This is a genomic window from Staphylococcus kloosii (genome assembly GCF_003019255.1).
In the GTDB taxonomy this organism is placed as follows: Bacteria; Bacillota; Bacilli; order Staphylococcales; family Staphylococcaceae; genus Staphylococcus; species Staphylococcus kloosii.
Map to the genome: position 1 here is coordinate 1,168,742 of NZ_CP027846.1, position 13,399 is coordinate 1,182,140.

The 13,399-nt window shown below is 32.5% G+C and carries 13 protein-coding genes; 10 read left to right on the forward strand and 3 right to left on the reverse strand.

What is annotated here, in order from left to right; genetic code table 11:
- Nucleotides 1-369: 369 nt before the first annotated feature.
- The 5 genes from tsaE to C7J89_RS05725 all read left to right on the forward strand — a co-directional run bounded on the left by tsaE (nt 370) and on the right by C7J89_RS05725 (nt 3,466).
- Entirely contained in the window at nt 370-831 is a 462-nt protein-coding gene (gene tsaE / locus C7J89_RS05705; RefSeq protein ID WP_103295310.1) for a tRNA (adenosine(37)-N6)-threonylcarbamoyltransferase complex ATPase subunit type 1 TsaE, read from the forward strand.
- Nucleotides 812-1,474: a tRNA (adenosine(37)-N6)-threonylcarbamoyltransferase complex dimerization subunit type 1 TsaB gene (gene tsaB / locus C7J89_RS05710; protein WP_103295309.1), complete on the forward strand. Its 663-nt coding sequence runs from the start codon at nt 812-814 to the stop codon at nt 1,472-1,474. The genes tsaE and tsaB overlap by 20 nt, the downstream gene beginning before the upstream one ends.
- A gap of 11 nt (nt 1,475-1,485) precedes the next feature.
- On the forward strand, nt 1,486-1,911 hold the full coding sequence (gene rimI / locus C7J89_RS05715) for a ribosomal protein S18-alanine N-acetyltransferase (RefSeq protein WP_371860684.1): 426 nt from the start codon (nt 1,486-1,488) through the stop codon (nt 1,909-1,911).
- The gene (gene tsaD / locus C7J89_RS05720) at nt 1,904-2,932 is read left to right on the forward strand and encodes a tRNA (adenosine(37)-N6)-threonylcarbamoyltransferase complex transferase subunit TsaD (RefSeq protein ID WP_103295308.1); all 1,029 of its coding nucleotides are present in this window, start codon (nt 1,904-1,906) and stop codon (nt 2,930-2,932) included. The genes rimI and tsaD overlap by 8 nt, the downstream gene beginning before the upstream one ends.
- 111 nt (nt 2,933-3,043) lie before the next feature.
- On the forward strand, nt 3,044-3,466 hold the full coding sequence (locus C7J89_RS05725; protein ID WP_061855573.1) for a VOC family protein: 423 nt from the start codon (nt 3,044-3,046) through the stop codon (nt 3,464-3,466).
- Nucleotides 3,467-3,563: 97 nt separating this feature from the next.
- On the opposite strand, the gene C7J89_RS05730 is transcribed toward C7J89_RS05725, so the two are convergent.
- Nucleotides 3,564-5,162, reverse strand: coding sequence for a MutS-related protein (locus tag C7J89_RS05730; protein WP_103295307.1), 1,599 nt, complete (start codon nt 5,160-5,162; stop codon nt 3,564-3,566).
- Nucleotides 5,163-5,509: 347 nt separating this feature from the next.
- The gene (locus tag C7J89_RS05735) at nt 5,510-7,438 is read right to left on the reverse strand and encodes an ABC-F family ATP-binding cassette domain-containing protein (protein ID WP_103295306.1); all 1,929 of its coding nucleotides are present in this window, start codon (nt 7,436-7,438) and stop codon (nt 5,510-5,512) included.
- Nucleotides 7,439-7,593: 155 nt separating this feature from the next.
- Here C7J89_RS05735 and C7J89_RS05740 point away from each other — a divergent pair, with 155 nt between their 5' ends.
- From C7J89_RS05740 to C7J89_RS05760, 5 genes are all read left to right on the forward strand, one after another.
- On the forward strand, nt 7,594-8,235 hold the full coding sequence (locus C7J89_RS05740; RefSeq protein ID WP_103295305.1) for a redox-sensing transcriptional repressor Rex: 642 nt from the start codon (nt 7,594-7,596) through the stop codon (nt 8,233-8,235).
- Nucleotides 8,236-8,470: 235 nt separating this feature from the next.
- Nucleotides 8,471-9,565 carry a YeeE/YedE family protein gene (locus C7J89_RS05745; RefSeq protein ID WP_103295304.1) on the forward strand — a complete coding sequence of 365 codons (1,095 nt, stop codon included), beginning with the start codon at nt 8,471-8,473 and terminating at the stop codon, nt 9,563-9,565.
- An 18-nt stretch (nt 9,566-9,583) separates the two neighbouring features.
- Nucleotides 9,584-9,808 (forward strand): sulfurtransferase TusA family protein, encoded by a 225-nt coding sequence (locus tag C7J89_RS05750; RefSeq protein WP_061855578.1) that lies wholly within the window; start codon nt 9,584-9,586, stop codon nt 9,806-9,808.
- Nucleotides 9,809-10,167: 359 nt separating this feature from the next.
- On the forward strand, nt 10,168-11,646 hold the full coding sequence (locus tag C7J89_RS05755) for a sucrose-6-phosphate hydrolase (RefSeq protein WP_103295303.1): 1,479 nt from the start codon (nt 10,168-10,170) through the stop codon (nt 11,644-11,646).
- 2 nt (nt 11,647-11,648) lie between these two features.
- The gene (locus C7J89_RS05760) at nt 11,649-12,614 is read left to right on the forward strand and encodes a carbohydrate kinase family protein (protein ID WP_103295302.1); all 966 of its coding nucleotides are present in this window, start codon (nt 11,649-11,651) and stop codon (nt 12,612-12,614) included.
- Between the two features lie 55 nt (nt 12,615-12,669).
- On the opposite strand, the gene agrA is transcribed toward C7J89_RS05760, so the two are convergent.
- Complete coding sequence (gene agrA / locus C7J89_RS05765) at nt 12,670-13,395, reverse strand: quorum-sensing response regulator AgrA (protein WP_061855581.1); 726 nt, start codon at nt 13,393-13,395, stop codon at nt 12,670-12,672.
- Nucleotides 13,396-13,399: the final 4 nt, after the last annotated feature.

A 13,399-nucleotide genomic window follows, 5' to 3' on the forward strand; every position in this document is an offset into this window, starting at 1 on the left:
GCTATACTAAAGTTCCAGTCCTATAAGCATAATAAAATGACTAAAATATTTGTTGTTGTTGGTTGATTTACTGTTGTATTATAAGTCATTTTATTATGCTCCTTTCCTCAAGAATGGTTTTTTATATCATTTGTTTGAATTATCTAAAAATTTGATAAATTTAATTTACTACAAGTTATAAGCCGTGTCAATGATTGTAATGAATTTTCTTTCAATTCTTACAATTTTTTTAAAATAAGAACTTAGTCAGTAATAAAGTATTATAGAGAAAAGTTTGTTAAAATGTAGAAGTTAATTATAAAAGATATTATTATATGAACTAAATAAATATTAAACGAAGTGGGCAACATTAATACTAGGAGTAGTGACATGATTAGAATAAATAACTTAAAAGACATGGAAGCATTTGGCCAAAGTTTAACTCAATATTTAAGTGCTGGAGATGTTATTTTATTAAATGGTGATTTAGGGGCAGGCAAGACGACGTTAAGTCAATTTATTGGAAAAGCGTTAGGCGTTAAAAGAAATATAAACTCGCCAACCTTCAACATCATTAAATCGTATAAAGGAAAAGATTTAAAATTTCATCATATGGATTGTTATAGATTAGAAGAATCTGCCGAGGACTTAGGGTTCCAAGAATACTTTGAAGATAATGCAGTTACTGTTATTGAATGGAGTCAATATATTGCCGCTTACCTTCCTACTAATACATTAACGATAAATATTCAATCTGTAAGTACTGATGAACGTACAATTACTATTGAAGCAAATGGTACACATTATACTGAAATAAAGGAGGCAGTTGAACGTGAATTATCTTCTAATTGATACTTCTAACCAGCCACTTTCCGTAGCGATTATGGACAATAATACAATATTAGCTGAAATAAATAATGATAAAAAAGTTAACCATTCTGTACAATTAATGCCTGCAATCATTTCTGCTTTAGAGCAAGCCAATTTAACTAAACAGGATATTGATTCAATTGTAGTAGCTGAAGGGCCAGGTTCATATACAGGATTAAGAATAGGTGTTACAGTAGCTAAGACTTTGGCCTACGCTTTAAATGCTTCATTATATGGTGTTTCTTCATTAGCAGCTCTAGCAGCTACGGTACAACGACAAGATCGCTTAATTGTACCTGTTTTTGATGCACGACGAGAAGCAGTGTATGCTGGCGTTTATCAACATAACAATGAGAATCTTGAAACTATCATGTCAGATCAATATATTACTATAGAAGATTTATTATCATTCTTACATGCAGATGGACGTCCATACCTCTTCGTAGGCGCAGACACTGAAAAATTAGCACATTTATTAGATAGTGATTGTTTACCTAATTTACCACAAGCCCATGCAATGAAACCCTTAATCTCTAAACCCGTCAATATCCATGAATTTGTTCCAAATTACTTAAAAATTTCAGAGGCTGAACGCAATTGGTTAGCGAAACAGAACAACAATTAAATATTCGCTTAATGGATAAGGCGGATGTGCCACAAGTGTTTGATATTGAACGGAAGAGTTTTGATAGTAGTTCTTGGACAATAGATACTTTTTATCACGAAATTGAACAAAATGATTTTGCATTTTATTTTGTTATAGAATATGACGAACAAATTGTAGGCTATGTCGGATTGTGGATTGTATTAGATAATGCTCAAATTACTACTATTGCCATAGACGAGCAATATCGTGGCTATGGTTTGGGGCAATTACTACTTAAATACGTTATTGATTATGTTCAAGAAGAATGTGAAGCATTAAGTTTAGAAGTACGTGTAGATAATTATGTGGCACAACATGTGTACCAAAATTTAGGTTTCCAATATGGCGGTAAACGTAAAAATTATTATGGAGAAGGCGAGGATGCGTTAGTGATGTGGGTGAATTTAAATGAATAATGATACTTTAATATTAGCTGTTGAATCAAGTTGTGATGAAACGAGTGTCAGTATAATAGAAAATGGTACGACAATTAAAAGTAATATTGTTTTAAGCCAAATAGAAAGTCATAAAAGATTTGGTGGCGTTGTACCAGAGGTAGCAAGTAGACACCATGTGGAAGGTATTACAACTACAATTGATAAAGCGTTAAATGAAGCACAAGTAACAATGGAAGACATTGATGCTGTAGCAGTCACGCAAGGACCTGGATTAATAGGGGCATTGTTGGTAGGTATAAATGCCGCTAAAGCTTTAGCATTTGCTTACGATAAACCATTAATTCCCGTTCATCATATCGCGGGTCATATTTATGCTAACAATTTAGAAGAAGGTATGAATTTTCCATTAATCGCACTTATCGTTTCAGGTGGTCATACTGAACTAATTTATATGAAAGACCATTTAAGTTTTGAAATTATTGGTGAAACAAGAGATGATGCGGTTGGAGAAGCTTACGATAAAGTAGCACGTACGTTAGGTTTAAGTTATCCTGGTGGTCCTCAAATAGACCATTTAGCCAGTAAAGGTAATGATACGTATAACTTCCCGCGTGTGTGGTTAGAAAAAGATAGTTATGATTTCAGTTTTAGTGGATTAAAAAGCGCAGTAATTAATGCGCTGCATAATCAACGACAAAAGAATCAAACAATTATAGATGCTGATGTGGCAACAAGTTTCCAAAATAGTGTAGTAGAAGTATTAGTAGGCAAAGCCATACAAGCATGTAAAGCTTATGGCGTTAAAGAATTAATAGTAGCTGGTGGCGTAGCGAGCAATAGTGGTTTACGTAATGAACTGACTAAAGCATGTGAAGCTAACAATATTCACTTAGCAATTCCTTCGGCTAAATTATGTACTGATAATGGTGCGATGATTGGTGCTGCTGCACATTATTTATATTTAAATAACGTAAGCGCAAATATGGACTTAAACGGTGATAGTGGTTTAGATTTAGAATATTTTGTTGATGAAGTCTAAATAATTTAATGCAAATAATCAAAGTAAATGACAATTTTTTTCTGAAAAAAGGGTATTTATATGACTAGTGATTAGTCAATAGATAGATTATTCGGAAGGAGATGACATTCAATGAAAGCAATTCAATATTTTAATTTTCAAAATAGCTTAGCAGCGTTAAATTTTTATGAGAAAAATTTAGGTGCAACAAACATAAACCGTGTTGGTGGAGATCACGAAATGTTTAGAGATTTACCGGAAGAATATCAAGTGGATGCTGATTTCACTATGAATGCTGCATTCGAAATAATGGGTGAAACATTCTACTGTAGCGATACAATGAAAAATAAAAAGATCGATAACAGTGGCGCAATCGTAGCATTTAATTTTGATTATAATAATGAACAAGAACGTGAAAAAGCAATTGCATTCTTTAATAAAGCTGTAGAAGGTGGTTGTGTGGCAACGATGCCATTAGGTGAGACAGAGTGGTCACCATTATACGGTTTATTCAATGATCCATTTGGCGTCACTTGGATGGTTAATGCAGAATAAGTTGAAAAAGAAATAAAATAATGAGGTCGAGACACGATTAGATGTCCGACCTCATTTTTGTTTTTAAGCAGATTTAGAAGTTGAAGAAAAAATTATATTACCTTTCTTTAACATTGTTTTTGGCACGTTCATAAATAAAATGTGGGAATTTGGTGATACGTAATAATTCTATCGCATTACGAGTATCAGCTTTTCCAGTTTTAATCGTAAAGTCAAAATGGATTTCATTATCCATAATAGATTCATTAAAGTGATAGTTGGCATATTTATCCTGTAATAAATCTGCTAATTCTATATCGTGTGTAGCTGCAATGATTGTAAATTGTTCTGAATCATTGAGATAAGATAATACCGATTCAGAAGCGGCGATGCGTTCTGTTGTGTTAGTACCTTTAAATATTTCATCAATAAAGCAATATACATTTTGATTTTGCGGTATTTCAAAGAGACGATTAATTGATTTTAATTCGGTCATAAAATAGCTGTCGCCAGAAGTTATGCTATCTTGATTTACCATTGCTGTATAAATTAAACCTGGTTTATATACAAAATTCTGAGCCGTTGTCGTGTTAACACTTTGGGCTAATAATAAATTTAAGGCTAGAGCCTTCATAAATGTAGATTTACCAGAAGCATTAGAACCTGTTAACAACATATTAAAATCTAAAGTTAAACTATTAGGAACTGCATTGTTTAGAAGCGGATGTACAAGCTCGTCAAATTCTACCGTATCCTCATTCGTTTTTTTAGGTATTGAATAAAAGTCCAAACTTTTTCGCCATAAAGCAATAGAATAATGATTATCCAACATAGCAATATAGTCATAACATGCGAGTACTTCGTTCTCATAACGTTTAAAGCTAGATTGAATTAAATGGAATAGGAAATAATCGAGCATTAAAAGCATCTTAATAAATCCTATAACCGTGAAGGCGTCATTATCGGTAGAAGCCTTGCCTAACAACCAACTGAAACGACGTGCTACAATAAAATGTTTAAAATCTACATCGATGTCTGGCAAATCCTCGGATTTACTTAATTTATAAGCTTTATTAACAACAGAAGAATTATAAAAAATTGAATTTAAATCTTCTATATAAGTTCTCTTTAACATGCCACTTAAGGCCATATTATAAATACAAACTAATAATAGGAACATTATCCCAAAACCTGTATTAAATAAAGTAATGATTATACCTATTAAAGGCAAATATGTAGAAAGCATATAAAAATTGTTGCGTTTTACTGGTTGAAGTTGATCTGGAAAAGTAGGGTAAATTGATTTTCCAATTTTAGCCAAATGGTATGCGACGAAATTTCGAACACTGTCATTATTATTAAACACATGAAATAATTTTTCGTTGTTAACTTTTTTCATGTGTCTCAATGCACATACTAAACGCATTTCACCAATAGCAGTAAAGTTGAAATTCATAACACTAAATAACTTTGGCATGTCTAAATCGTTCCAAGTTTTATCGTCAATCAATGCGTATGTATCATAATCATCTTTGTATAATTCATATTGATAATCATGTCGACTATTAGGCCTTGTAAATCGTTCTAATGGTTTGATGTGCTCCCATAAAGTAGGTAATTCATTTTTGAGTCTAATGCTATTTACGATTTCAGTAATGATAACTAATAAAATACTAGCTACTATTAATGCGAGTATAAGCCACAGAATAGTTGGCATGGTATAACTGCTCCTTTTTATATCTAGTCTTTGAGTTAATTGTGTCATTTATTATATTTTGGCGCAAGGTTATGTGAAATTTATAGTAATTAATATGTCAATAGGGAACGTGCGTACTTATTAACAATTAGTGTATAAACTGTGGATAAGTTATGGAAAAAGCTGTGGATTAGGTTGAATAGTTAAAAATACGGGGGAAATATAGTAACATATTACTTGTGGATAACTAGGATAACTTTGTGGATAGCCTTTATTAACGTAATTAAGATGTGAATAAAAAAGTTAATAAAAAAAGGAGGGCAAATGAGTTATTTCATTTGCGCCCCTTTTTTTAAATGCACTATAAGTTAAGATTCCTGTAAATCTTCCCATTCAGTCATAGCATGTTCTAATTTTTGTTCGGTTTTTTCTTTTTCAAGTGCGAGTTCATTTGATTTTGATGGATCATTGTATATTTCTGGTGATAGTAACTGTTCTTCTATTTCAGTGATTTTATTTTCGTAAGTTTCTATATCGCTCTCATATTGAGCTATTTTACGCTCTCTTTGACGTTGTTCTTTTTTCTGTTCTTTTTGAGAGAGATATGAATTAGTATTGTTGTTTTCTTCAAACGATGGATTTTGTGTTTCTTCAAGATTTGCTTGTTGCGCTGCTAGTGCATGTTGTTCGGCGATTTTATCTAAATAATACTGATAGTCACCGATATACAAGCTGCCGCCTGAACGATCTAAATCAAATATTTTATTAGCTAATTGATTAATAAAGTAACGATCATGTGACACGAAAATAATTGTGCCATCAAAATCTTGTAGCGCTTGTTCTAACATTTCTTTCGAATCAATATCAAGGTGGTTGGTAGGTTCGTCTAGTATTAATACGTTATTGCGTTCTAACATTAATAATGCAAGTTGAAGCCTTGCTTTTTCGCCACCTGATAAATCGTTAATAATTTTCTTAACATCTTCTTGTACAAATAAGAAACGGCCAAGAACGGCTCTAATGTCCTTTTCATTCATAGTCGAGTATTGATCCCATACATAATCGAGAATTGTTTTAGTAGACTTGAATTCGGCTTGCTTTTGATCATAGTAACCAACTTTTAAATTGGCTCCAGTCGTAATATCCCCAGCTAGTGCATGTTGCTTTTCAGCGATTGTTTTAATAAGTGTTGATTTACCTATACCATTTGGGCCAATTATTGCGATATGATCACCCTTAGTTACTTCTAATGAAATAGGTTCAGTTATAGGTTCTTCATAACCAATTTCTAATTGTTTAATATGAAATACATCATTACCAGTGTTGCGATCAAAATCAAAAGTAATATTGGCGCTGCGCGCATCAATAAGTGGTTTATCAATTGTTTGCATTTTTTCTAAAGTCTTGCGCCTACTTTTGGCCATACCCGAAGTAGAGGCTCTAGCAATATTTTTATCGACAAATGTTTCAAGTTTTTTAATCTCTGCTTGTTGTTTTTCGTATTCTTGCATTCGTTTTGCATAATATTTGTCACGTTGTTCGATAAATTGAGCATAGTTTCCTTGATAATGTTGTACATCACCTAAGGCTACATCATAAATTTGATTAACAATTTTATCTAAGAAATATCTGTCGTGACTGATAATGACGATAGCGCCCTTAAAGTAATTTAAATAACCCTCTAACCATTCTGTCGTTTCCATATCAAGATGGTTGGTAGGCTCATCTAATAACAGTAAATCTGGTTCACTAAGTAACATTTGAGCTAATGATAAACGCGTCTTTTGACCACCACTAAAATCATTAATAGGACGATCAAAATCCGCTTCCTCAAAGTTTAAACCATGCAATACAGTTTTTATTTTACTTTCATATTGATAACCTTCTAGTTGTTCAAATTGGTTAGATAGGCTTTCGTACTTTTCGAGATGCTCTTTATAGTCATCACTATCAAAATCATCTGCATGTTGAGCCAACCAATCAGTTTCATTATTCATTTGTTGTCCAAGTTTTTTTATATGTTCAAATGGTTTCGACATTTCTTGAATAACTGTTGAAGTTGTATTTAATGTCATTTGTTGCGTTAAATAACCTAATTTTAAATTTTTGATTTTTGAAATATGTCCATCATCATATCCTTCAACACCAGCAATTATTTTCATTAATGTCGATTTGCCGGCACCATTTCTACCAACAATACCGATACGTTCACCGGTTTTAATTTCTACATTTACATCGTTAAAAATGTCTTCACCATCGAAAGATTTTGATATATCGTTTAGTTGTAATAATATCATGTTTTGTGCACCTCACTAATAGTTCTATTTTACCGTATATAGGTGTTAGATAAAACTACGATTGTTTATTTTTCTATTTTATTCATGTATAATATTGTGGTAATTGATTACATTTATAACTTTGTATATTTTCGTATTAATAGGGGGACTTAATTTTGGCGCATCAAAGTGATAAAATTCCTCGTGCTACATTAAAGCGTTTACCTTTATATTATAGATTTGTGAATACTTTAAAATCAAAAGGCATAGATAGAGTGAATTCAAAAACGATTAGTGAGGGTCTAAATATAGATTCAGCTACTATTCGTCGTGATTTTTCATATTTTGGAGAATTAGGTAAAAAAGGATACGGTTACAACATAGATAGTTTGTTGAACTTCTTTAAACATGAAATAAACGAAAATAATGAAATAAAAATTGCCATCGTTGGAGTTGGTAATTTGGGGAAAGCATTATTAAATTTTAATTTTTCTATTCATGATGAAATGACAATAACAGAAGCCTTCGATATACGTGAAGATGTTATAGGCACTAAAGTTGGCAATGTTAAGGTTAAGCATTATAACGATATAGCAACTATATTAAAAGAAGAAGAAATCGATGTTGTTATTCTTACTACAAATGAAAATGCAGCGCAACAAGTAACGGATCAATTAGTACAAACAGGTGTGAAAGGTATATTGAATTTCACGCCGACAAGAGTTCATACCCCAGGAGACGTACAAGTCCATCATATTGACCTAGGCATAGAATTACAGTCTTTATTATTCTTTATGCGCAACTACGGGGACAAATAAACAGTTAAGTTACCTTATGAGATAATGTCTGCCAGATACTATCTCATAAGGTAACTTTTTTAATTTTAAAACTTTTGCTTATTAAATAACTGTTCAAAAGATTTAAATTATGCAATTGCTACGTATAAAAAAATCTCGATTACAATATTATTACAAATTATCAAATGCTCTTGAAAAGACGAATGAAATCTAATATTATTATTCTTATTAATTTAATCGGAAAAGAGGGATTTATTTGGTGTGGTTAGTAATTAGTGGACTCATCGTTGGAGCGTTATTAGGTTTTGTTATGCAACGTACACGCTTCTGTTTAGCAGGCGGTTTCCGAGATATGTATATTCAGAAAAGTAATAAAATGTTTTATGCTTTATTAATAGCTATATCTGTACAAAGTATTGGATTACTTGTCTTAACATCTACAGGCGTCGTTACAATACCTACAGAATCATACCCTATCATTGGGACAGTTATCGGATCATTTATTTTTGGTATAGGGATGATTTTATCAGGAGGATGTGCAACGGGTACTTGGTATCGTGCCGGTGAAGGTTTAATAGGTAGTTGGATTGCATTAGTGTTATATGGTTTCACTGCTGCAGTTACAAAATTCGGCTTGCTTTTACCTGTAATGGATAAAGTTAATAAACCGACAAATGTTAATGCAAGTATGGCACAAACGACAGGTATTCCTATGTGGGTTTGGGTTTTATTATTGGTGATTGTAACTGTATTTTTCGTAACTAAAACATTACGCAAGCCAAAAGTTGCTGTACCAACTTTAAAACGTAAATTTACAGGCATACGTTACTACTTATTTGAGAAAAAATATCATCCTTTCGTTGCAGCTATCGTAGTTGGTTTAATTGCTTTATTAGCATGGCCAGCAAGTGAAGCAACAGGTCGAATGGACGGCTTAGGTATTACTACACCTTCAGCTAACTTAGTTCAATTTTTAATTAGTGGTGACGTTAAACTATTAGACTGGGGCGTATTTTTAGTCTTAGGTATCTTTTTAGGTTCTTATGTTGCTGCTAAAGGATCAAGAGAATTCAAATGGAGATTACCAGATAAAAAGACAATTAGAAATAGCGTATTTGGTGGTATGTGCATGGGCTTTGGTGCATCTGTAGCAGGAGGTTGTTCAATCGGTAACGGTTTAGTATCAACTGCCACAATGTCATGGCAAGGTTGGATTGCCTTAGCTTCAATGATTTTAGGTGCATGGTTTATGAGTTACTTTATCTTTATTAGACCTATGAAAAAAGCTCAAAAAGAACAAAGCACTTCAGCAAATAGTGCGCATTTAAGTGGTCAAACACAAACAACATAATAGGGAGGAAAATAAATTATGGTATATGAATTAGGAACTGTAGGAATGGTATGTCCATTCCCATTAATAGAAGCTCAGAAAAAAATGGTAACTTTAGATAATGGAGACGAATTAAAGATTGATTTTGACTGCACGCAAGCAACTGAAGCTATCCCTAACTGGGCAGCTGAACAAGGATATCCAGTGACAAACTATGAACAGTTAGATGATGCATCTTGGACTATCACAATTCAAAAAGCATAAGCAATATTAACTCGGCTATTGTATAATAGCCGAGTTTTTTGTATCTATGTATGTCTTTAACCCCAGCAAGATGATACACTATAAATTAAAAGTTTACATATTCAAACGTCATAGCTAAGTCGTTTAAATGTAAAAAATTTTGTCTTTTACAACAATATCAATTTATCGAATGATATTATATATATTGTCGATAACTGAAGCTAGCGTAAAACATAAAATTTATAAGTGAATAATATATACATATGAGTTGATACATTTATTGTAGACCAATCACTAGAGTGGCCATATTTTTAATATAGGTCAGTTCACTTATGAATGCTGAAATAACGATAATACAGTTTTGAGGAGGCATGCTTACCATGCGTGAGTGGACAAGAGACGAGCGCTATCAACGTTTTGAGGAAGTACCTCAAGATAAGTTAGAAGCATTAAGAGCTCAAGTACAACATTCTAACTATAAACAAGTTTTTCATATTCAACCAGAATCAGGATTATTAAATGATCCGAATGGTTTAATTTACTTTAATGGTGAATACCATATATCACATCAATGGTTTCCGTTAGGTGCCGTTCACGGTTTAAAATATTGGTACAATTATACGAGTGAAGATTTAGTACATTTTGAACCACATGGCCCAATTTTGAAACCTGACACTAAAAATGATAGCCATGGTGTCTATAGTGGAAGTGCATTTGAATATGACAACCACTTATATTATATGTATACAGGTAATGCACGTGATGGTGAATGGCAAAGACATGCTAGCCAATTAATTGCAAAAGTGAATCAAGACAAAACTATAAGTAAGTTTCCTAAACCAGTAATTAGTCAACCACCAGAAGGCTATACAGAACATTTTAGAGACCCTAAGGTTTTTAAAAAAGAGGATACATATTACGCTATTATAGGTGCACAAAATATACATCAAAATGGGCGAGTAGTACTTTATCGCTCAACTGATATAGTACATTGGCAATTTATGGGAGAAATAGAAACCAAATTAACTGAATTCGGTTATATGTGGGAATGTCCAGATTATTTCAATTTAGATGGTTTTGATATACTTATGTTTTGTCCCCAAGGTATAGAGCCAGACGGCGATAAATTTAATAATATTTATCAAGCAGGATACATAATTGGCCAACTAGATGTCGATAATTTAACAATGAATCATGCAGATTTTAATGAATTAGATAATGGTTTTGATTTTTATGCACCACAAAGTTTTATTGATGCACAGGGTCAACGTGTATTGATAGGTTGGATGGGCTTACCAGATGTAAATTATCCAACAGATGAAGAAAATTGGGCGCATTGCTTAACGATACCAAGAGTATTGTCAATTGAAGATGGTAAATTAAAACAACGACCAATTAAAGCATTACAGCAATTACGTTTTAATGAAGAAACAGCATTAGGCTATGCTAATAAATATACACGTCAACTTCATCCATATGAAGGAAAGCAATATGAATTAATCATAGATGTTTTAGAAAATGAAACAACGGAATTATATTTTGAGTTACGTAGTTCTCGTCGCAATTCTACTTTAATTAAATATAATAAGAGAGAACAAAAATTAACATTAGATAGAAATGAAAGCGGTCCGCTACCAAATCCAGTAGAAGGCACTTCTAGAAGTACGATATTAGATACGCCACTCTCTCAATTACAAATTTTTATTGATACTTCAAGTATAGAGATATTTTGTAATGATGGGGAACGTGTAATGACTGCAAGAATATTCCCGGATGAAGATGCGACAGGCATAAAAACGTCAACTGAGTCAGGACAAGCTTATTTAAAATTCACAAAATATGAATTGAAAGAAGGTTAATTATGGGTAAATTATATGCAATAGGTGAGGCATTAATAGATTTTATTCCTAATACGACGGATTCTAAGTTGAAAGATGTTGAAACATTTTCTAGACAAGTAGGCGGAGCACCTTGTAATGTCGCTAGCACAGCGCGAAAGCTTGGTGGTCAATCAGAAATGATTACACAACTAGGTCAAGACGCATTTGGGGATATCATTGTCGAAACACTTGAAAATATAGGGGTTGGCACATCATTTATTAAACGAACGAATGAAGCAAACACTGCATTAGCATTTGTAAGTTTAACAAAATCTGGAGAAAGAGATTTTTCATTTTACCGTAAACCTTCTGCTGATATGTTATACAGTCGCGACAATATAAATGACATACCTGTAACACAAACGGATATCTTACATTTTTGTTCTGTTGATTTAGTAGACAGTGAAATGAAAGAGGCGCATAAGGCAATTATAGAAAAGTTTAAGCAACAACAAGGGACAATTTGTTTTGATCCTAATGTAAGATTGCCTTTATGGGATAGCGAAGAAGCATGTAAGCAGGCGATAAGAGAATTTATTCCACATGCTAATATTGTTAAAATATCTGATGAAGAACTGTCATTTATTACAGATATTAAAGATGATGAGGAAGCAATTCAATGGCTATTTCAAAATAATGTGGAAATTGTTATTTTTACTAAAGGTGCTGCAGGTTCAGAATTACATTTTAAAGATGGCACTAAAATAAGTCATGAAGGCTTTAAAGTGAAGGCGGTCGATACGACCGGTGCAGGGGATGCTTTTATAGGTGCGATGTTAAGTAAAATATTGAATTTTGAAACTACTAATCTAACACAAGAATTGAAACAACAAGGTAAGGATATATTAGGCTTTAGTAATTTTGTTGCAGCGAAAGTAACGACTAATTATGGTGCGATTGGTAGTATTCCTACTTTAGAAGAAATTAATAACAGTGAAGCGCTATAATAACTAAAAAAGACTTGTTTTCATTTATTTGAAAACAAGTCTTTTTTATATGTGATTATGTGTTTTTAATCTTTTTAATATTACGCACTGAAGCAAAACAAAATTCTTGGTTTTCGAAATATATAATGCGATCTTTACTGTTTACGGCAGACACATTATTTTTGTTTATGACGTAACTGTTATGGCACCTAAAGAAGCGGTCGTCAAGTTGACTGAGTTCTTTTAAATTACCATAGAATTCAATTTGTCTATTGTCTAAATGAGCGATTAACCGATGTGATTTAGCAGATGATTCAAAAAACATAACGTCATCATAGCGTACATATACAGAGTTACTACCTTGTTTGAGTTCAATCGTATCGACATTACTGTCTTTAGATAGTAGTTTTAAACGCGTTTCTGCTGTTTCAATACAATCAATAATGCGTGTTTTTAATTCATCTGGGTCATCTTTAAATATAAAATCCATAGCGGCAATTTTATAGACAAAGGTTAAGTAAGTTAATTCACTGTGACTTGTGACAAATATAATATTGCCAACAGGGTCGTGTTTACGTATTTCACTTGCTAATTTAATACCATTAATGTCCGCTTCTAGTTGAATATCTAAAAAATAACAACCGATATCATCGAGCTCACGGGCTTCTTCTAATATTTCATAAGGATCTCCTGTTGCCTTAACAATTTCCATAGGTTTTTCTTCAATCATAATGTAGTTATTTATAATTGAAGTCATATTATCACGTTGCCTTGTGTCATCCTCACATATGAAAATTTTCATTATC